Raw genomic sequence first — 19,565 nt, forward strand, 5'->3', positions numbered from 1 at the left:
CTGGCGCTAGCCTCGCAGATGTGATGGACAAACTCCCGGCGTCCTTTGAACGTGGCACCGACGGGCCGAAGGTCATCGTGGTCGGAGTGGACGGCTCCGATTCCTCCTGGCGCGCCGCGGCGTACGCCGCCGGGCTGGCCAGACGACAGAACGCGCTGCTGGCCGTGGTGTATGTGCAGCCGGTGCTGCCCGCGGGCGGGGCGCTCGGCGCGGCGGTGGCCGACACCACGGGCGAGGTGGCCGAGGAGCTGATCCAGCAGATCAGGGAGGCCACCGAGCGACTGCGCGGGGTGTTCGAGGTCCGCTGGGAGTTCCACACCTTCCGCGGCGACCCCTATGGCGGTCTGGTGCAGGCGGCGGACGAGCTCACCGCGGACGCGGTGGTGGTGGGCGCGTCCGAGCAGGCCGGGCACCGCATCGTCGGCTCGGTGGCGGTCCGGCTGGTGAAGGCGGGGCGCTGGCCGGTGACCGTGGTGCCCTGAGCGGCCGTCCGGCTCGCGGACGGCGGCGCCGTGAGGCACGGTGGGAGGAGCAATCGGACCGCCCCACGGACCGGGGAGACTGTCATGTCCCACATCTACCGGGTGACCGAGATCGTCGGCTCGTCCACCGAGAGCGTCGACGACGCGATCCGCTGCGGTATCAGCCGCGCCTCCAAGACGCTCCGCAATCTCGACTGGTTCGAGGTGGGCCAGGTCCGCGGGCATATCGAAAACGGCAGGATCGCTCACTATCAGGTCGGGCTGAAGGTCGGCTTCCGGCTGGAGGACTCCGACGGCGGTACGGGCGATCTGCCGGGCTGACCGCGGCCGGACCCGCTGGACGGGCCCGGCCGCCAGGCCCTGTCCCGCCGATCTTCGCGGGCCCGCGACGCCTGGCACCGCGCCTCGCTGCGTTGTCGGGATCATCCGAGTACGCCCGGTACGAGGACGACCCTCCGCCTTGCGATCCGCCCCCAGCTACCGCTGGGAGGTGCCCCCTCACCAGACGCCGCGGGCTGATCCACGAAGATCGACAGCACAGGACCTAGGCCTAACCGGCCCGCCGGGGGCGTGGTGTCAGCCACGGGGCAGGACGGAGGACAGTACGGACGGCAGCGGGTACCAGTCGGCGGTCACGATGCTGGCATGCTGGGTGGCGAGTTGGGCCACCCGCGCCTTCGCCTGTTCCTCGGTGGGGTGGGTGCCGTCGATGGCCGGGGGCACGCTCTGGGCGTCGGTCATGATCAGTAGGTAGTGGCGGTCGTCGTACCAGGCGGTGTCGATCCCGCCGCCCACGTAGGTGGACGCGTCCCCGTCGAAGAACACGAACCAGGGGCGGATGGCGGCGTCGGTGTAACGGGTGCGCGGATCACCGGCGGTGGCCTTGAGGACCGCGGGGAAGGCGGCCGCCTGCTTCAGGTTTCCGGCGGCGGCCAGGTCGCGCAGGTGGGTGGCGTACTCGCGGTCGGTCCACAGGTGGTCGAGGGGGTTGTTCTGCTCGACCGTGCCCGGGATGAGCTCGAAGACGAACTTGCCCGCGAGCGCGGAGCGGGACGGCCAGCCATCGGCCCGGACCGCCTCGTCCAGGGTGGCGTGGCCGCCTGTCACATCGGCCGGGCGCAGCAGCGCGTCGCCCAGTTTGCTGGTCAGCAGCGCGTCCAGATCGGCCGGGCCGCGGCCGCCCTTGCCGTTGAAGCCGTCCTTCAGCTCGGTCTTGATGACGATGGGGCGGTGTCCTGGGTGGGCGTCGTGCCATGCCTTGAGGTCGGCCAGGCATCCGGCCAGGCTCTGGTTGCGGGACGCGGTCCGCAGTTCGGCCGCGGATCCGGCGTTGGCGCAGTTGTTGTCGTTGCCGAGCGGATTGCTGTGCGAGACCCGCCAGCCGGAGCCGAACGCGTTGGTCCACACGTCGAGTTCGAGCAGTGAGGCGCCGGAGTCGAGCGCGTCGGCGAAGTACGGGTACTTGTCCTTCTCGTACGCGTTGTGCACGCCGACCGAGGTGGTGGCGGAGTAGGACGGATCGTCCGTGGTGTCGGCGGGCCGTGCGCCCGCCGGTGCCGCCAGACACAGCGCGGCGGCCGCCGTGACGACCGCCGCCGTGCCCGTGCGCCGGGCCCTGACGCCCGCCGTTCTGCCCAAGTGCCCCATGGTCCCCGCCCTTTGTCGACGTCCGGTACACAACTGGGCAGTAGCGTACGGGAGTCGCCTCGCGGGGTACGAGAGGCGGGGCGCGCGCACAGCGGAACGGGCCCGGGGCGTTGGCGCCCCGGGCCCGTCTCAGGTGGTGCGGATCACATGGAGTTGTCTCAACGGGTGGATGCTCGCGGTGGCCGGCCCGGTCAGGCGCTCCGGCCGACGAGCCCGAGGGCGGCCGCCACGATGGCGTCCGCGTCGATCCCGGCCTCGCGCAGCTGCTCGGCCGGGGTCGCCGAGACCGGCATGGTGCGTACGGCGAGCCGGACCAGCCGGGGCACCGGACGGCCGTCGGTGAAGGCGTCGAGGACCGCGTCGCCCAGTCCGCCCTCGGGGTGGTGGTCCTCCACCGTGATCAGCCGGCCGGTCTCCTCGGCGGCGGTGCGCAGCGTCTCGGCGTCCACCGGCTTGAGCGAGTAGAGGTCGATGACACGTGCGGGGATGGACTCCTGGGCGAGCCGGTCGGCGGCCGCGAGGGCCTCGGGCACGGTGACCCCGGCCGCCACGAGGGTGACGCGGTCGGCCTCGGTGGCGCGCAGAACCTTGCTGCCGCCGATCGGGAACTCTTCGGTGGGCGGGTAGATGACCGGCGTTGCGCCGCGGGTGGTGCGCAGATAGCGGATGCCCGACTCCCGGGCCATGGCGGCGGTGAGGTGGGCGGTCTGGTTGGCGTCGCAGGGGTAGAGCACCGTGCTGCCGTGCACCGCGCGCAGGGCGGCCAGGTCCTCCAGGCCCATCTGGGAGGGGCCGTCCTCGCCGATGGCCACGCCCGCGTGGGAGCCGACGAGGTTGAGGTCGGCCCGGCTGATGGCGGCCATCCGGATGAAGTCGTGGGCCCGGGTGAAGAACGCGGCGAAGGTGGAGACGTAGGGGGTCCAGCCGCGGGTCTGCATGCCGACGGCGGCGGCCACCAGCTGCTGTTCGGCGATGTAGAACTCGAAGTACCGCTCGGGGTGCTCCTTCTGGAAGTACTCCAGCCGGGTCGAGTCGCCCACCTCGCCGTCGAGCGCCACCACATCGCCGCGGGCGGTGCCGATGGCGGCCATGGCCTCCCCGAACGCGTCCCGGGTGGGGACGGTGTCGCCGGGGTTGAACCGCGGCAGGCTCAACGGGCCCTCGGAGGCCGGGCGGGTGGGGGTCACCGTGGGCGGGCCGAGCACCGGCACCGCCATGTTCCGTATCCCGCCGAGTTCGGCGATGGCCTCCTCGGGATCCTTCAGCGGTTTGCCGTGCATGCCCTCGCGGTTCTCCACCGAGGCCACACCGCGGCCCTTGAGGGTGCGGGCGATGATGGCGGTGGGGCGGCCGACGGTGGACATCGCCTCGCCGTACGCGCGGTCGATGGCGGCGATGTCATGGCCGTCGATCTCGATGGTGTGCCAGTCGAAGGCGCGGATGCGCCGGGCGTAGGCGTCGAGGTCCCATTCGTGGCGGGTCGGGCCGCGCTGGCCGAGCCGGTTGACGTCGATGATGGCGGTGAGGTTGTCGAGATGGCCGACTCCCGCCTGCTCGAAGGCCTCCCAGGCCGACCCCTCGGCCATCTCGCTGTCGCCGATGAGCACCCAGACCCGGCTGGCCACGTGGTCCAGCCGTTTGGCGCTCAGCGCCATACCGACGCCGAAGGGCAGTCCCTGACCCAGTGAGCCGGTGGCCACGTCCACCCACGGCAGCCGGGGCGTGGGGTGGCCCTCCAGCCTGCTGCCGAGGGTGCGGAAGGTGAGCAGTTCCTCGTCGCTGATGGCGCCCGCGGCCTTGTAGACCGAGTACAGCAGCGGGGAAGCATGGCCCTTGGAGAAGACCAGGTGGTCGTTGCCGGGGCGGTCGGGCTGTTCGAAGTCGTAGCGCAGATGGTTCCCCATGAGGACGGCCATCAGGTCCGCGGCCGACATCGAGGACGTCGGATGGCCCGACCCGGCGGCCGCGGCAGCGCGCACCGAGTCCACGCGGAGCTGCTGCCCGAGCTCGCTGAGCTGTTCGTGTTGCATGGTTCTCCTTCCCTATCGGTGCCGGGGCGGTCAGCGGCCGGACACGCGGGCCGTCTCGGCGATCTCGGGGGACTCGGTGTCCAGCGGGACCGCCCAGGAGGGCACCACTCCGAGTTGCACCGCCTGGCGTGGCAGCACCGCGTCGAGCAGCCAGTCGGCGGCCACGCGGACGCGATTGCCGGGCATGGCCATCAGGTGGTAGCCGCGGGTGACCGCGTTGGCGAGCGGCCCGGCCAGCGGGATGTGCAGCGGGTCGGCGGCCGCCTGCACTCCGCCCAGGTCGACCGTGAACCCCAGGTCGTGGTGTTTGTAGGGCTTGGGTGTGCCATGGCCGAGGGAGGCCAGGATGTTGCGGGCCGCGACCTTGCCCTGGCGCTGGGCGTGCTGCGCGGTCATCGGGGTGAACTGGCCCGGCCGGGTGAGATCGGGCACCGCGGCGGCGTCGCCGCAGGCCAGCACCTCCGGATGGCCGGGTACGGCGAGGTACCGGTCCACCCGCAGCCGTCCGCGTTCGGTGGGCAGGCCCAGGTCCTCCACCAGGGGGTCGGGGCGCACCCCGACGCACCAGATCAGGGAGCGGGTGTCGATGAACTCGCCGTCGTCGAGCAGCACCCCCTCGGAGGTGGCCTCCTTGACGGTGGTGCCGGTGCGGACCTCGACGCCGCGTTTGCGCAGCACCCGGTCGGCCGTGCGGGACAGCCGTTTGTCGAGTTCCGGCAGTACCCGGGGGGCGATGTCGACCAGCACCCAGCGGGGCGGTGGCGCACCGCGCAGCGCGGTGTTCTTCCGGGCCAGCGTGTCCGTGAACAGCACCCCGTGGGCGGCCACCTCGGTGCCGGTGTAACCGGCGCCGACCACCACGAAGGTGCGGCGGGCGGCCCGCTCGCGGGGGTCCTCGGTGGTGCCCGCCATCTCGATCTGGCGGGTCACATGGTCGCGCAGATAGAGCGCCTCGGGCATACCGCGGAAGCCGTGGGCGTGCTCGGCCACACCGGGGATCGGCAGCAGCTTGTTGACGCTGCCGACGGACAGGACGAGCCGGTCGTAGCTCATCTCGCCGCGGTTGCCCTCGGGGTCCTCCCAGCCGACCCGGCGGCCCGCGAGGTCCACCGAGTGCACCTCGCCGAGCACCAGCCGGACGCGTGGCAGCGTCCCGGTGAGGGAGACCGAGACCCGCCGGGGTTCCAGCACCCCGGCGGCCACTTCGGGCAGCAGCGGAAGATACAGAAAGTAGTCATTGGGGTTGATCAGGACGATGTCGGCCGCGCCGCGCAGGGTGCGGGAGAGCGTACGGGCGGCCTGGTAACCGGCGAAACCGGCACCGACGATCACGATACGCACTGGGCTCACAGGGACTCCCGGACGTACGGAACCAGAGGGTTCCAAGTGCCCGTGCCGGCTGGGGCCAAACCTGTGTGGCGGGTGGCCCCGGCCGCGGGGACAATGTCCGGAAGTTCCCCGCGCTCCTGCGGGGCGCGACCCCACCGCACCGGACGTCAGCGAGGCCGCTCAGCCGCGCTTTCGGGCGGCCGTCTCCTCGACGGGCTCGTCCCAGTCGACCCGGTAGCCGGTCAGCCAGTCGGTGGTGGGGGCGCCACCCGCCCGGTCCAGCCGCCGGGGCAGGGTCGCGTCGCGCAGGGCGCGTTTGACCGGGCCGGGAGCGGTGCGGCGGGCCATGCCCGCGCTGGTCCGGGCCACCTTCTCGACGCGTTCGCGGCGCAGTGCCTCGTAGGTGGTGAAGGCGGACCGGGGGCGGCGCAGATCGCGCAGGCACTTGGCGAGCACCACCCCGTCCTCGATGGCCAGGGAGGCGCCCTGTGCGGCGTTGGGGGCGCAGGCGTGGGCCGCGTCCCCCACGATGACCATCGCGTCGGAGGACCAGGTGGGGGTGGAGACGATGTCATAGGCGCCGGTGGCGACGATGTTCTCGCCGGTGGCGCCGATGATCCCGGCGGCCGCGGTCTGGTCCTCCGCGAACAGCCCGGTGAGCCGTTCGCGCCACTGCTCGGGGGTGACGGCGGCCAGCTCCGCCTTGGACAGCTCGGGGGCGGGGGCGTTGGTGAACCACCAGATCTCGCCGTCCGGCGCGGTGGTGCAGCCGAAGAACGCCTGTTTGCCGAAGATCATGGTGTAGGTGTCGGGGTCCGGGGGCGCGGGGACGTCACGGGCGTAGCCGCAGACGGTCTGCTGTCCGGTGTAGCGCGGACGGGGCGAGGCGGCGTCGATGGTCCTGCGGATCAGGGAGTGGATGCCGTCGGCGCCGATGAGCACGTCGGCCACCGCCCGGCCGCCGTCGGCGAAGGAGCCGACCACCGTGCCGTCGGGGCTGGTGTGAGCGGCGAGCAGCCGTTTGCCGTACTCGAAGCGCACTCCGCGGCGCGCCGCCTCCTCGCGCAGCACCCGTACCAGGGTGGCGCGTGTGATGGTGCGGGCCCCGAGGCCGCCGTCCTCCGAGCCGGACACCGGCTTGCGGCCGAGCCGTTTGCCGGTGTTGCTGATGAAGTCGACATGGCCGGCCGGAAAGGAGTGGTCCAGCACGGGTCCATGGGCGTCGATCGTGCGCAGCGCCTCCAGGCCGTTGGCCGCGAGGACGAGGAACGCACCCGTGTCGGTGGCGTCCGTGGGGTATGCCTCGTGGACGACCGCTTCGATCCCGGCTTTGTGCAGGGCCATCGCGGTCACCGTGCCGGCGATGCCGCCACCGATGATCAGGGCTGTGGTCATGGCCACCATATGGCGGGGTTGACTGGCCCGGGTCAAGAGGGTGTCGCCAACTGACCGTTCCTGTGCGTTATTTGAGCAGTCGGGACATCCTGCGGTCGGCGAGCGGCTTACCGCCGGTCTGGCAGGTGGGGCAGTACTGAAGGGAGGAGTCCTTGAAGGACACCTCGCGGACCGTGTCGCCGCACACCGGGCACGGTTCGCCGGTGCGCCCGTGCACCCGCATCCCGCTGCGCTTCTCCGCCTTGAGGTCTCCGGCGGCGAGCCCGCGGGAGCGCTCGACGGCCGAGCGCAGCGTGGTGTCCATCGCCTCGTACAGGGCGGCGATCTCCTGCTCGCCGAGATCGGAGGCGAGCCGGTAGGGCGACATCTGCGCGACGTGCAGGATCTCGTCGGAGTAGGCGTTGCCGATTCCGGCGATGACGCTCTGGTCGCGCAGTACCCCTTTGATCCGGTGCCGCACCCCGCGCAGCAGTCCGGCGAACGCCTCCGGGGTGAACGAGCCGTCCAGCGGGTCCGGGCCGAGCCGGGCGATCCCCGGAACCTCCTCGGGCGCGTGCACGCAGTACACCGCGAGCCCCTTGCGCGACCCGGCCTCGGTGAGGTCGAATCCGGAGCGCTCCGCACCGGCCAGGACCAGCCGCAGCGCCAGCGGGCCCTTGCCGGGACGCGGCGGGGCCTCGGGCTGGCCCTCCTTCCAGCGCAGCCAGCCCGCACGGGCGAGATGGACGACCAGATGCGGTCCGTCGGTGGCCAGGTCCAGGAACTTGCCGTGGCGCCGCGCGGCCGTGACGGTCCGGCCCTCGAGGGCGGTCAGCGGCGGATCGTAGGTCTTGAGCACGCTCACCGCGACGGGGAGGACACGGTCGATCTCCCGGCCGACGGCGCGCTCGGCCAGGATCCCGGCGAGGGCCTCCACCTCGGGCAGTTCCGGCATGCTCCCAGTGTGCCGCAGGGCTCCGACGGCCGCGCCGCCGCCGGAGGCGGCCACCCCCGCCACCGTTCCGGGCTGCGCCCCCGGGCTCCCTCCCCTACTGTCTCCTTTGTATTTCTTATCCCCTTTGATGCTTTTTGTTTTGTTCTTGGCCGCGTTGTTTGCCGCATTGTTTGCCGCGTTCGTTTCCGCATGGAGAGGTCCCCATGGTCGACACCGGACAGCAGGAGCAGTCCGTGCCCCGTCACGGGCACGACGCGGCGGCACATCCGGCACCCGGGCACTACGAGGCGTACGAGGGAGGCAGTCCGGAGGCCGAACGGGTGGTCTTCGAGAAGCTGGCGCGTGAGCTGGTGCGGGTGCAGCACACCCACCGGGACACCGCGGGCGCCACCCAGCTGCTGCGCACCTTCCACGCCAAGGCGGCGCTCGGCGTGGAGAACGCCCGGCTGCGGTTCCGTGACGATCTCCCGCCCGAACTGTGCGTGGGGTACGCCCGGCCGGGCGCCGAATATCCGGCCGTGGTCCGGCTGTCCAACGCCGGTGGCACCGAGCGGCACGACGCCTCGCCCGATCTGCGCGGGATGGCGGTCCGGGTGCAGGCCGGGCCCGAGGAGACCCACGATCTGCTGGCCACCAGCTTCCCGGTGTCCCATGCCGCCGACGCCCGGGAGTTCGTGGCGTTCGCCAAGGCCATGGCGGGCGCGACCAGCACCGTCGAGCAGGCGTTCGGGCTCTTCGTCCGGCTGCCGCTGGCCGTGGGCTGGGGCACCGCGGACCGGATGCGCCGCAATGTGCGCACCGCCACCCGGCACACCGTCGGCTCACTCGCCCGGGAGACCTTCTGGAGCCGTGGTGCGATCCTCTGGGGCGGCGCGGGACCGGTCCGCTACCAACTGCGCCCGGCGCCCGGCGGCACCCCCGCCCCCCCGCCCGACCGCGGCGACCCCGACTACCTCCACCACGAGCTGGCGCTGCGGCTGGCCACCGGTGACATCGCCTTCGAGCTGTGTGTGCAGCGCTACCGGGACGAGCACCGCACACCGGTCGAGGACGGTTCGGTGGAATGGCTGGAGAGCGACGCCCCCGTCGTACCGGTCGCCCTGCTGACCGTGCCGCGCCAGGATCTGGACTCCGCCGGGGCCCGCTGCGCGGCCCGCAGGGTCGAGCAGCTGGCGTTCAACCCATGGCACACCACCGAGGAGTTCCGGCCGCTGGGCAATCTCAACCGGGCCCGCAAGGCCGCGTACGAGGCCGCCGCCGCGCACCGCCTCGGACTGCGTTTCGCCAGTCCCGAGCCACGCCACAACACCCTGCTCGGAGTGCCGATGCGGGCGGCCTTCGGGCTGGTCAACCGCTATGTGCCCTGGCACCGGCTGCCGGTCCCGCTGGGCCTGCTCAACCTCGTGGCGCTCCGCCAGACCCTGCGCCGGTTCAACCTCATCGACCCCGAGGCCCCGGAGGCCCCGCCGCGGCCCGACCCGGCGCCCGCGCAGCCCGACGAGAAGCTGCGCACGCGACGCTCCTACGACGGCACCGGCAACGATCTGTCCGCACCGCGGATGGGCGCGGTCGGCGCCGCCTTCGGTCGCAACCTCCCGCCGGTCTACCGGCCGGATCTGTTCCACGTCCCGAACCCGGTCACGGTCAGCGACACCCTGCTGGCCCGGGAGCGCTTCATCCCGGCCGCCTCGCTCAACGTCCTGGCCGCCGCGTGGATCCAGTTCCAGGTCCACGACTGGGTCGACCACCGCCGCTGTCCGGCCGGTGGCAGAACGGTCGAGGTACCGCTGCCACCGGGTGCCACCTGGCGCAACACCCCCGGTGGACCGGCCGAGAGGGTGATGCGGTTCGCCGAGAACGAGGGCATCGACCTGCCCGGCGACCAGCCGCCGATCCTCTTCCCCAACGCCGCCTCGCACTGGTGGGACGGCTCGGAGGTGTACGGCGGCGACGAGCGGACCGCGACCGCACTGCGCGAACCGGACGGTGGCGCCGCACTGCGCCTGGAGGACGGCCATCTGCCGCTGGGCGCGGGCGGGGTGCCGCTCACCGGCTTCACCCAGAACTGGTGGCTGGGCCTGAGCGTGCTGCACACCCTCTTCGCCCGGGAGCACAACGCGGTCTGCGAGGCGCTGCGCCGCAGCTATCCGGCGATGGGCGAGGAATCGGTGTACCACACGGCCCGGCTGGTGGTCTCCGCGCTCATCGCCAAGATCCATACGGTGGAGTGGACCCCGGCCATCCTCGCCACCGAGGTCATCGACATCGGGCTGAAGACCAACTGGCAGGGCCCGCCCGACCGCTGGCTGAGCAAACTCGGGCTGTGGCTGTTCGAGGCGAAGGCGCTGGGCGGTATCCCGCGGACCCTGCCGGAGCACCACGGCGTCCCGTACGCGCTCACCGAGGACTTCGTGACCGTCTACCGGATGCATCCGCTGATCCCGGACGACATCGAGCTGTGCGACCACCGCTTCGGGCAGCGGCTGGAGTCGCTGGACTTCAACGGGGTGCGGGGCCCGGCGGCGGAGGTGGTGCTGCGCAAGACGGGGCTCACGAGCACCCTCTACTCCTTCGGGATCGCCCACCCCGGTGCGATCACCCTCAACAACTTCCCGCACGCGCTGCGCCGCTTCGAACGGGACGGCGAGATCATCGATCTGTCGGTGGTCGATCTGGTGCGGACCCGGCGCCGGGGTGTGCCGCGGTACAACGACTTCCGGGCCGGGCTGCACAAGCCGCGGATCCGCTCCTTCGGGGAACTGGCCGGCGACCCCGACACCGCCGCCCGGCTCGAGGACGTCTACGGTTCGGTCGACGAGATCGACACCATGGTGGGGCTGTTCGCGGAGAACCCGCCCGAAGGCTTCGGCTTCAGCGACACCGCGTTCCGTATCTTCCTGCTCATGGCCACCCGGCGGATCCAGAGCGACCGTTTCCTCACCGCGGACTTCCGTCCCGAGGTGTACACCCCGCTGGGGCTGGACTGGGTGGAGAAGGGCAGTATGAGTTCGGTGATCCTGCGTCACTGCCCGGAGCTGGCGGGGCTGCTGCCGCGCGGCGTGAGCCCGTTCGCACCCTGGCGGCCGGTGGTACCGTCCTGACGGCCGGTCACACCGGCCCGGTGAGCTCCGGCGCGACGGTGTCCCGGCGGAAGCGGTTGATGGACGGCAGGTGGCGGGCGCGCAGTTCGTGGTCGCGTACGCCCAGGCCCTCCCGCGGAGCCAGGCACAGCACCCCCACCTTGCCGGAGTGGCGGTTGCGGTGGACGTCCTGGGTGGCGGTGCCGACCGAGTCCAGCGGATGGACCGTGGACAGGGTCGGATGGACCATCCCCTTCTCGATCAGGCGGTTGGCCGCCCAGGCCTCACGGTAGTTGGCGAAGTGGGTGCCGACGACCCGCTTGAGCCCCATCCACAGATAGCGGTTGTCGTACTCGTGCCGGTAGCCGGAGGTTGCCGCGCAGGTGACCACCGTGCCGCCGCGGCGCGCCACGTAGACACTGGCGCCGAAGGTCTCCCGGCCGGGGTGCTCCACCACGATGTCCGGGTCCTCGCCGCCGGTCAGTTCGCGGATCCGGGCGCCGAACCGCTTCCACTCCCGGGGGTCGGGGGTGGCGGGGTCCTTCCAGAAGCGGTAGCCCTCCTCGGCGCGGTCGATCACCAGCTCCGCGCCCATGGAACGCACCAGCTCGGCCTTGTGTCCGCCGGAGACCACGCACACCGGAACCGCCCCGCCGTTGACCGCCAGCTGGGTGGCGTAGGAGCCGAGGCCACCGGCCGCGCCCCAGACGAGGGTCACATCACCCTGTTTCAGCTGGGCGCCGTTGCGGGAGACGAGCTGCCGGTAGGCGGTGGAGTTGACCAGACCGGAGGCGGCGGCCTCCTCCCAGGTCAGGTGTTCGGGCTTGGGCATCAGCTGGTTGGCCTTGACCAGGGAGAGTTCGGCCAGGCCGCCGAAGTTGGTCTCGAAGCCCCAGATGCGCTGTTCGGGGTCGAGCATGGTGTCGTCGTGGCCGTCCGGCGACTGGAGTTCGACGGACAGGCAGTGGGCCACCACCCGGTCACCCGGCTTCCAGCGGCGCACCCCGGGGCCGGTGCGCAGCACGATGCCGGACAGATCGGAGCCGAGGACGTGGTAGGGCTGGTTGTGGCGGGCCGCCTGGGGGTCGTCGGACCGTGCGTAGCGCTCCAGGAAGCCGAAGGTGGGCAGCGGTTCGAAGATGGCGCTCCAGACGGTGTTGTAGTTGATCGCGCTCGCCATGACCGCGATCACCGCCTCGCCCGGCCCCGGTTCGGGGGTCGGCACCTCACGCACGTGCAGTGACTTCTGGGGGTCCTTGTCCGAGGTGGCCATCCCCTGGAACATCTCGGATTCTTCCTTGAGGATCACCGCGCCCCGATAGGAATCCGGAATCTTCGCGGCGGAGAAATCCCCGTCCTCCGCGTCATCGGCCAACGCGGCGCTGATGATCTCCTGCATGACGTGTCCTCCGTTGTACCGGTCCGGGTGCCCGACGCTTGAGGAGGCTAGGGCAGCGAACGCGGCCCGAATAACCCCTAGCCGGGGGACCCCTGAAAGGGGCCCCTATTTCACGAGGAGGCTGTGCAGACAGGCGATGAGCGTGCGGGCCTCGACATTGACGTAGTGGCTGTGGCCTATCAGATCGAGCAGTTGGTGCAGTGCCATCCAGCGGAAATCCGGATCCTCGGGCGGGGCGATGTCCATGGCGGTCTCCACCACCAGATAGCGGTTGGAGGCGTGGTAGAAACGTCCGCCCTCCTCGGAGAGCACGGTGTCGAAGCGCACCCGGTCCGCCGGGGCCTGAAGCACCTCGCTCAGGAAGCGCGGCATGGCCGCCCCGGACAGATGGGCGTAGTTGCGCGGGGTGCACTGCACGGTGGGCGCCAATTCCACGACGTCCGTGTAGCCGGGTTCGGCGCGGGCCTGCACCAGCACATGCGGCACCCCGTCGGCGTGGGCCAGCAGGAAGGCGGCCACCCCCGGGCCATGCGGCTCGATCATGGGCTGGGTCCAGCTCCGCACCTCCCGGCCGCCCGCCCGGACGTCCACGGCCATGACGCTGAAATAGCGTCCGCTCTCATGGGAGATCCGGTGGTCGGTGCGGTGCCACCGGTCGGTCTCGCGCAGCGGGATCCGCTCGGTCTCCACCTCGCGGTCGGTGCGCAGTCCGGTGATCCAGCTGAGGAGGTCGGCGGTGCGGTGGACACTCCCCCGGCGCTCTCGGGCCGGGCTGCCGGTGCCGCCGGTGCCATCGCTGCCGCCGGTCATCCGCGGCAGACAGGCCAGGACGCTGCGGGCGTCCATGTTCACCAGGTCCTCCACGGCCAGCAGATGGTGCAGCTGGCCGAGGGTCAGCCAGCGGAAGTCGTCATGCGCCTCGACATCGCTGTCGGCCGCGACCTCGACGAGCATGTTGCGGTTGCGCTTGCGGAAGAACCAGCTGCCCTGTTCCGACTGGCGAACATCGGCGAGCACCCGGTGCCGGTCCCTGCGCTGGAAGTACTCCACATACGGCACCGCCCGCCCCCGGTGCACCCGGGTGTAGTTGCTGCGGGTCGCCTGCACGGTGGGCGAGAGCTGGAGCCCGCCGTGGTTGCCGGGCTCCATCTTCGCCTGCATCAGGAAGTGCGGTACACCGTCGAAGTCCTTGACGAGGATGCCGAGGATGCCGATCTCGGGCTGGTGCAGGATCGGCTGGGTCCACTTCTCCACCGGGGCGCCGGGCATCCGGACCCGCAGCCCCTCGACGGTGAAGAACCGGCCGGTCTCATGGACCAGGTTGTGGGTGTCCGCCGCGAAGTGCCAGCCGCGCAGCGCCTCGAACGGAATGACCTCGACGCGGGAGGTATCGGCCGCGGCGCGCTCACGGAACCACTCCTGGGCGTCGGCCAGTTGGCCGACCGGGCTGTCCACGGCGGCCGCGGACCGGACCAGCCGCTCCTGGAGCGTGCTCACCACGCCCATGCCTCCGGCCCCGGGCCGCCGTTGCCGATCGGCGGGAAGAGCGTGTCGAGTTCGGTCAGCGCCTCGTCGGGGAGGGTGAGTTCGAGCGCCCGGAAGGCCCCTTCCAGCTGGTCCAAGCTGCGCGGTCCGATGACCGGCGCGGTGATGCCGGGGCGCTGCATCACCCAGGCGAGCCCCACCTCCGCGGGGTCGGTACCGAGGTCCGCGCACAGCTTCTCGTAGCCGGTGATGGCGTCCCGGTGCCGCTCCAGCGCCTGGGCGGCGCGGCCCTGGGCGGTCTTCATGGCCGTGCCGTCGGCCAGTTTGCGCAGCGCTCCGCCGAGGAGTCCGCCGTGCAGCGGTGACCAGGCCAGCACCCCGACCCCGTAGCGCTGGGCGGCGGGGATCAGCTCCAGTTCGATATGGCGGGTGACCAGGTTGTAGACGCTCTGCTCGGAGACGATGCCGAGGAAGTGGCGGCGCGTGGCGGCCTCCTGGGCCTCGGCGATGTGCCAGCCCGCGAAGTTGGAGGAGCCGACATAGCGCACCTTGCCCTGCCGGGTCAGTGTCTCCATCGCCTGCCACACCTCCTCCCACGGGGCATGGCGGTCGATGTGGTGCATCTGGAACAGGTCGATCCAGTCGGTGCGCATCCTGCGCAGCGAGTCCTCGCAGGAGGCGATGATGTGACGGGCGGACAGCCCGGATTCATTGGGCCAGTCGCTCATCGGGTTGAAGACCTTGGTGCCCAGTACGGTCTTCTCGCGGCGGCGGCCGCCCTGCGCGAACCAGCTGCCGAGGAACTCCTCGGTGTAGCCCTTGTGCTTCTGCCAGCCGTACTGGTTGGCGGTGTCGACGAAGTTGACCCCGCGCTCCAGGGCGGTGTCCAGGATGGCGTAGCTCTCCTCGTCGCTCGCCCGGATCCCGAGGTTCAGGGTGCCCAGACAGACCCGGCTCACCATGAGGGCCGTGCGGCCGAGATGGGTGTACTGCATCAGTGTCCTTCGGTACGGGCCGCCGCGGCGGCCGGTCGACGCCGGGCGGAGGCCGCCCACAGGTCGTACAGGGATTCCTTCAGGGGCACCTTCGGGGACCAGCCCAGCAGGGTGCGGGCGAGCCGGATGTCGGCCTGGGTCCAGCTGCCGCCCTTGCTGTGCACCGGGGCGTCCTCCTCGCGCACCAGCCGCGGGGGCACCCGCGAGGCGGAGATCAGCAGCCCGACCAGTTCGCGCATCCCGGTGGCGGTGCCCTGGCCGATGTTGACCGCCCGGCCGGTCACCGGTGCGCCGGCGGCGAGCACCACGGCGTCGGCGACATCGCGTACGTCGATGAAGTCCCGCCGGTCGTCGACGAGGGTGAGGGTGAGCGGGGTGTCCTCGCCGGTCTCGCGCAGCCGGGCGGCGAGCCGGCCGAGGAAGCTGCCGTACGGGGCGCCCGGTCCGCAGACGTTGGTCACCCGGAGCACACCGCCGTCCACCCGCCCGGCGTCCGCGGAGTCCAGCACGATCCGGCTGCCGACCAGTTTGGTGCGGGCGTAGGGGGTGCCGGGGGCGGTCGGGTGGTCCTCGGCGATGGCCGTGCCGTCGGGGACGGGGCCGTATTCGTGCACGGAGCCCAGGTGCAGCAGCCGGGGCCGCCGGGGAAGGGTGGCGACGGCGCTCACCAATTGGTCGACCAGCGGGATGTGCGAGGCCGTCATCCGCTCCCCGTCGCCCTCCCAGCTGTCGCCCGCGGCATTGACGACGAGGTCGGCGGACCCCATCGCCGCGGCGATCTCGCCGATCGGCGCGGCCACCGCGTCCAGCGCCAGAAACGCGACTCCGGGAATCGCTTCAGCGGGTTTTCTCGCCATTGCCAGGACGTCATATTCCTGCCTGGCCAGAGCCCGGCAGATATGCCGCCCGATGAATCCGGTGCCGCCGACGACGACGGCCCGCCGATTGCGCGAAATGGCCATATCGTCAACCGTACGGTCGCCGCTTCGCGCCGAACAACCCCTACCCTGACCCACCCCTATCCGGTACCCCTACCCCGGGTGCGAGCAGGCTTTCCTAGCTGAACAGATGGCGCTTATGGGCCTCGCTGACAGCCGCCGCCCGGTCCTTCACCCCGAGCTTTTCGTAGACATGGAGAAGATGTGTCTTGACGGTCGCCTGACTGATGAACAATTGGGCGGCGGCCTGTCGATTGGTGGCGCCGTCGGCGATGAGTTTCAGGACTTCGAGTTCGCGTTCGCTCAAGGGGCCCTGGGTGGGTTTGCGCACCTGGCCCAGGACCCGTCCGGTGACGGCGGGGGACAGGACGGACTGGCCGGCGGCGGCGGACCGCACGGCCCGGGTCAGCTCCTCGCGCGGGGTGTCCTTGAGGAGATAGCCGGTCGCCCCGGCGGCGAGCGCGCCCATGACGTCGCTGTCGGTGTCATAGGTGGTCAGGACCAGGATGCGGGCCTCCGGGTCCTGGCCGAGCAGCCGTTTGATGGCCTCCACCCCGCCCATCCGTGGCATCCGCAGATCCATCAGCACCACATCGGCCGGCGCCGAGGTGTACAGCTCGACGGCCTCGGCGCCGTCACCGGCCTCGCCGGTGACCGTGAAGTCCGGGTCCCGCTCCAGCACCCCGCGCAGCCCGTCGCGGACCACGGGGTGGTCGTCGACGATGAGGATGCGGACGGGGGTGTGCGGAGCGCTGTTCCTGCTGTGACGGTTTCCGCTCATTCACCGGCTTCCAGGGGGATGACGGGGACGGCCGCGCTGATGGCGGTGCCCTCTCCGCGGGCGCTTTCGATGTCCAACGTACCGGCGACCCGGCGCAGTCGGCGGCGCATCGCGACCAGACCGAGGCCGTGGCCGCCGGAGCGGCCCGCCGCGGCCGCCGCGGACACCGGGTCGAAACCGACGCCGTCGTCGAGGACGTCCAGGACCACGAGGTCGTCCATGTAGGACAGGGTGATGCCCACCTTCGACGCCTCGGCGTGTTTGGCGATGTTGGTGAGTGCCTCCTGTGCCACCCGGTACAAGGTGGCCTCCAGTTCGGCGTGCAGGGGTGCGGCGGTGCCGTGGGTCTCGAACCCGACGCTCAGCTCGCGCTCGTCCGACCACCCGTGGGCCAGCGCCTCCAGGGCGTCTGGCAGGGTCCGGGATTCCAGCTGCTCGGGGCGCAGCGCCTGCACCGAGCGGCGCGCCTCGGCCAGGGACTCCCGGGCCAGGTCCTTGGCGGCGACCACATGACGCCGGAAGCGCTCGCGGTCGTGTTCGGCGTCCTCGGCGGCCTCGAGCTGGCGGATGATTCCGGCCAGCCCCTGGGCGAGGGTGTCATGGATCTCCCCCGCCATCCGCTGGCGTTCGTCGTGCACTCCGGCCTCACGGGCCTGGGTGATCAGCTGGGCGTGCAGTCCCGCGTTCTCGGCGAGCGCGGACCGCAGTTCGGCCACCGTGCGTTTGCGCCGCTGGTGCTGTTCGTTCAGCCGGCTCGACAGGAGGTTGATCCAGCCGATCACCACGGTCTGGAAGGCGATACCGGCGAGATAGCCGACGACCGCGGTGGTGGAGGGCTCGGGGAAGCCGTCCGGCACGGTGTTGACGACGAACGAGGTGGCCGCCACGCACACGAACGCCCAGACCGTGGGCAGCAGCACCAGGGCCTGGAGGAAGCCGGTGGCGGCGAAGAGCATGAACACCGTGTCGCGGGCCATCAGCACGGCGGCGACGACCAGCAGCCCGGCGAAGTACACGGCCGTCCGCACCGTGCCGTACGCCTGGCGGCTGCGCCGTCCGGTCTGGAGGGTGTAGGTGCCCAGGATCCAGGCGGCGGCCACCGCCGCCAGACCGAGGGTGGTCAGCCGGTGCCGGTCCGCCTGGCCGCCGTGGAGCAGGCTCAGCCCGGTGGACAGCAGCAGGAGGAGGTAGGGCAGCCCTCCGAACAGGATGTCGGAGTGCCGCTCCCACCGTCCGCCGTCGTCCTTGGCCGCGCTCACCTCACTCCCAGCGGAAGAGCTTGGCCGCCGCCACGGTGGCGGCCACGGCGATCGCGCCGAGCACGGACAGATGCAGGCTCTGCGGCCACTGGCCCTCCCAGGAGTCGCGCAGCGCCTGGAGCGCGGCGCCGAGCGGGGTGTAGTCGCCGATGGTGGCGACGGTCCCGGGCAGGTCCTCCTTGGGGAGGAACGCCCCGCCGAAGAAGAGGCTGGGGAAGAGCAGCGAGAGCCCCATCGCGGTGGCCGACTTGCTGCTGGGCGCCACGGCCGCCACCACCAGGCCCACGGAGAACAGTGCCCAGGTGCCGAGGGCGAAACTGATCAGGAACGCGGGGATGTCGCCCGGCAGATCGGTGTCGAAGGCGGCGGTGCCGACGGCGATGACCAGCACGGCGGAGACGGCCGCGGTGACCAGGTTGATGACCAGCTGGGCCACCAGCAGATTGCCCGGGTGGACGGGGCTGGCGGCCATGCGCCGCAGGATGCCCTTCTCCCGGTAGGTGGCCAGGGTGGTCGGCAGCAGGTTCAGGGCCAGCATGGTCAGACACAGCGACATGGCCATCGCGGGGACGAACGCGGCCATGGACGCCTTGGTGGCGGCGTCGTCGTCCGATTTGGCGGTGACGAAGTGAAAGATGGTCAGCAGCATGATCGGCAGCGCGATCACAAAGAACACCGCGGTGGGGTCGCGCAGGAACAGCTTGCTCTCGACGTAGGTGAGCTTGGTGCGCCCGGACATGGGACGGATCTCCTCGGGGGGTCAGTGGGCGGCGGGCTGGGCGCCGGTCAGGGCGACGAAGGCGTCATCGAGGCTGGCCTGTTCCAGACGCAGTTCGTTCGCCACGATCTGATTGCGGGCCAGGACGGAGATCACGGCGTAGACGACATTGCCCCTGCCGGTCACCGTCACCTGGGAGCGGGACCGGGTCACGCTGTCCACCTCGGGCAGCGCGGTCAGCAGGGCGTCGTCCAGCGGCACCGACGGCTTGAAGCGGATGATCTGCTGCTCGTTGACCCGGGAGACCAGTCCGGAGGGGGTGTCCAGGGCCACGACCCGGCCGGATTCGATGATGGCGATCCGGTCGCAGAGCCGCTCGGCCTCCTCCATGAAGTGGGTGACCAGCAGCACGGTGACGTCCTGTTCGCGGACCTTCTCGATCAGCTTCCAGGTCTCGCGGCGGGCGTGCGGATCGAGTGCGGTGGTCAGCTCGTCGAAGACGGCGATCCTGGGGTTGCCGACGAGGGCGAGGGCGATGGACAGCCGCTGCTGCTGTCCGCCGGAGAGCGAGCCGTAGGCGGCGTCGGCCTTGGCCGAAAGGCCCCAGTCCTTGATGAGCTCGCGCCAGTCGGCGGGGTCGCGGTAGAAGGTGCTGTAGAGCTCCAGCGCCTCCCACACCTTCATCTTCGGCGGCAGTTCGCTCTGCTGGAGCTGGATCCCGATGGACTCGCGCAGCTCGGCCACGTCCTTCAGCGGGTCCAGGCCCATCACGGAGATCCGCCCGCCGTCCCGTTTGCGCATGCCCTCGACGCACTCCACGGCGGTGGTCTTGCCCGCGCCGTTGGGGCCGAGGATGCCGAAGATCTCGCCCTCCTCGACGGAGAAGGACACGTCCTGCACGGCGACGTGGTTGCGGTATTCCTTCCGGAGGTTCTCTACCTCGATCAGCGGCATCGGTCCGCGTCCTCCTCGCTCGGTTCGCCCACCCTTCCACCGTAGGAACGGGGTGCCCCCGGCGGATCGGCCCATCGGCCGCCCGCCGGGCTGATCCTCCCTCCACCGACCGGCCGATGGGCCGCATCAGCCGATCGGT

At 71.3% G+C, this 19,565-nt stretch carries 16 protein-coding genes; 3 read left to right on the forward strand and 13 right to left on the reverse strand.

The genetic code is table 11. The annotated features are described in order from the left end of the window. Positions 1-23: 23 nt before the first annotated feature. Together HUT19_RS04025 and HUT19_RS04030 are read left to right on the forward strand one after the other, a co-directional pair. Positions 24-482 (forward strand): universal stress protein, encoded by a 459-nt coding sequence (locus HUT19_RS04025; protein ID WP_176186455.1) that lies wholly within the window; start codon positions 24-26, stop codon positions 480-482. Between the two features lie 84 nt (positions 483-566). Beyond that, positions 567-803 (forward strand): dodecin, encoded by a 237-nt coding sequence (locus HUT19_RS04030; protein ID WP_176179099.1) that lies wholly within the window; start codon positions 567-569, stop codon positions 801-803. Positions 804-1,058: 255 nt separating this feature from the next. On the opposite strand, the gene HUT19_RS04035 is transcribed toward HUT19_RS04030, so the two are convergent. The 5 genes from HUT19_RS04035 to HUT19_RS04055 form a co-directional block, all read right to left on the reverse strand. Further along, entirely contained in the window at positions 1,059-2,129 is a 1,071-nt protein-coding gene (locus HUT19_RS04035; RefSeq protein ID WP_176179100.1) for a phosphatidylinositol-specific phospholipase C domain-containing protein, read from the reverse strand. Between the two features lie 191 nt (positions 2,130-2,320). Continuing rightward, positions 2,321-4,159, reverse strand: a complete 1,839-nt coding sequence (locus HUT19_RS04040) for a transketolase (protein WP_176179101.1) — start codon at positions 4,157-4,159, stop codon at positions 2,321-2,323. 30 nt (positions 4,160-4,189) lie between these two features. Then, positions 4,190-5,509, reverse strand: coding sequence for an NAD(P)/FAD-dependent oxidoreductase (locus HUT19_RS04045; protein WP_176179102.1), 1,320 nt, complete (start codon positions 5,507-5,509; stop codon positions 4,190-4,192). A gap of 159 nt (positions 5,510-5,668) precedes the next feature. Next, positions 5,669-6,883, reverse strand: a complete 1,215-nt coding sequence (locus HUT19_RS04050; RefSeq protein ID WP_176179103.1) for an FAD-dependent monooxygenase — start codon at positions 6,881-6,883, stop codon at positions 5,669-5,671. A 67-nt stretch (positions 6,884-6,950) separates the two neighbouring features. Further along, positions 6,951-7,817 carry an Fpg/Nei family DNA glycosylase gene (locus HUT19_RS04055; RefSeq protein WP_176179104.1) on the reverse strand — a complete coding sequence of 289 codons (867 nt, stop codon included), beginning with the start codon at positions 7,815-7,817 and terminating at the stop codon, positions 6,951-6,953. Between the two features lie 203 nt (positions 7,818-8,020). Between HUT19_RS04055 and HUT19_RS04060 the strand changes: the two genes are divergently transcribed. Continuing rightward, positions 8,021-10,918: a peroxidase family protein gene (locus HUT19_RS04060; RefSeq protein WP_176179105.1), complete on the forward strand. Its 2,898-nt coding sequence runs from the start codon at positions 8,021-8,023 to the stop codon at positions 10,916-10,918. Between the two features lie 7 nt (positions 10,919-10,925). On the opposite strand, the gene ccrA is transcribed toward HUT19_RS04060, so the two are convergent. From ccrA to HUT19_RS04100, 8 genes are all read right to left on the reverse strand, one after another. Beyond that, positions 10,926-12,296: a crotonyl-CoA carboxylase/reductase gene (gene ccrA / locus HUT19_RS04065; protein ID WP_176179106.1), complete on the reverse strand. Its 1,371-nt coding sequence runs from the start codon at positions 12,294-12,296 to the stop codon at positions 10,926-10,928. Positions 12,297-12,401: 105 nt separating this feature from the next. Continuing rightward, entirely contained in the window at positions 12,402-13,796 is a 1,395-nt protein-coding gene (locus HUT19_RS04070) for an NDP-hexose 2,3-dehydratase family protein (RefSeq protein ID WP_254885429.1), read from the reverse strand. Further along, positions 13,790-14,776, reverse strand: a complete 987-nt coding sequence (locus tag HUT19_RS04075) for an aldo/keto reductase (RefSeq protein ID WP_176179108.1) — start codon at positions 14,774-14,776, stop codon at positions 13,790-13,792. Before HUT19_RS04075 ends, HUT19_RS04070 begins: the two co-directional genes overlap by 7 nt. Then, positions 14,776-15,738, reverse strand: a complete 963-nt coding sequence (locus HUT19_RS04080; protein WP_176179109.1) for an NAD(P)-dependent oxidoreductase — start codon at positions 15,736-15,738, stop codon at positions 14,776-14,778. Before HUT19_RS04080 ends, HUT19_RS04075 begins: the two co-directional genes overlap by 1 nt. 94 nt (positions 15,739-15,832) lie before the next feature. Next, entirely contained in the window at positions 15,833-16,495 is a 663-nt protein-coding gene (locus HUT19_RS04085; protein WP_176179110.1) for a response regulator transcription factor, read from the reverse strand. Further along, complete coding sequence (locus HUT19_RS04090; RefSeq protein ID WP_176179111.1) at positions 16,492-17,754, reverse strand: sensor histidine kinase; 1,263 nt, start codon at positions 17,752-17,754, stop codon at positions 16,492-16,494. Before HUT19_RS04090 ends, HUT19_RS04085 begins: the two co-directional genes overlap by 4 nt. A gap of 1 nt (position 17,755) precedes the next feature. After that, the gene (locus HUT19_RS04095; RefSeq protein ID WP_176179112.1) at positions 17,756-18,493 is read right to left on the reverse strand and encodes an ABC transporter permease; all 738 of its coding nucleotides are present in this window, start codon (positions 18,491-18,493) and stop codon (positions 17,756-17,758) included. A 21-nt stretch (positions 18,494-18,514) separates the two neighbouring features. Further along, a complete protein-coding gene (locus HUT19_RS04100) occupies positions 18,515-19,426 on the reverse strand; it encodes an ABC transporter ATP-binding protein (protein WP_176179113.1) in 912 nt (303 codons plus the stop codon). Between the last annotated feature and the right edge of the window lie 139 nt (positions 19,427-19,565).

Origin of the sequence: Streptomyces sp. NA02950 (genome assembly GCF_013364155.1) — a bacterium.
In the GTDB taxonomy this organism is placed as follows: domain Bacteria; phylum Actinomycetota; class Actinomycetes; order Streptomycetales; family Streptomycetaceae; genus Streptomyces.

Excerpts from the sequence above, each read along its gene's own strand:
- HUT19_RS04025 (WP_176186455.1), top strand. The coding sequence starts at position 24 with ATGGACAAACTCCCGGCGTCCTTTGAACGTGGCACCGACGGGCCGAAG.
- HUT19_RS04030 (WP_176179099.1), top strand. The coding sequence starts at position 567 with ATGTCCCACATCTACCGGGTGACCGAGATCGTCGGCTCGTCCACCGAG.
- HUT19_RS04035 (WP_176179100.1), bottom strand. The coding sequence starts at position 2,129 with ATGGGGCACTTGGGCAGAACGGCGGGCGTCAGGGCCCGGCGCACGGGC.
- HUT19_RS04040 (WP_176179101.1), bottom strand. The coding sequence starts at position 4,159 with ATGCAACACGAACAGCTCAGCGAGCTCGGGCAGCAGCTCCGCGTGGAC.
- HUT19_RS04050 (WP_176179103.1), bottom strand. The coding sequence starts at position 6,883 with ATGACCACAGCCCTGATCATCGGTGGCGGCATCGCCGGCACGGTGACC.
- HUT19_RS04055 (WP_176179104.1), bottom strand. The coding sequence starts at position 7,817 with ATGCCGGAACTGCCCGAGGTGGAGGCCCTCGCCGGGATCCTGGCCGAG.
- HUT19_RS04060 (WP_176179105.1), top strand. The coding sequence starts at position 8,021 with ATGGTCGACACCGGACAGCAGGAGCAGTCCGTGCCCCGTCACGGGCAC.
- ccrA (WP_176179106.1), bottom strand. The coding sequence starts at position 12,296 with ATGCAGGAGATCATCAGCGCCGCGTTGGCCGATGACGCGGAGGACGGG.
- HUT19_RS04075 (WP_176179108.1), bottom strand. The coding sequence starts at position 14,776 with ATGCAGTACACCCATCTCGGCCGCACGGCCCTCATGGTGAGCCGGGTC.
- HUT19_RS04080 (WP_176179109.1), bottom strand. The coding sequence starts at position 15,738 with ATGGCCATTTCGCGCAATCGGCGGGCCGTCGTCGTCGGCGGCACCGGA.
- HUT19_RS04085 (WP_176179110.1), bottom strand. The coding sequence starts at position 16,495 with ATGAGCGGAAACCGTCACAGCAGGAACAGCGCTCCGCACACCCCCGTC.
- HUT19_RS04095 (WP_176179112.1), bottom strand. The coding sequence starts at position 18,493 with ATGTCCGGGCGCACCAAGCTCACCTACGTCGAGAGCAAGCTGTTCCTG.
- HUT19_RS04100 (WP_176179113.1), bottom strand. The coding sequence starts at position 19,426 with ATGCCGCTGATCGAGGTAGAGAACCTCCGGAAGGAATACCGCAACCAC.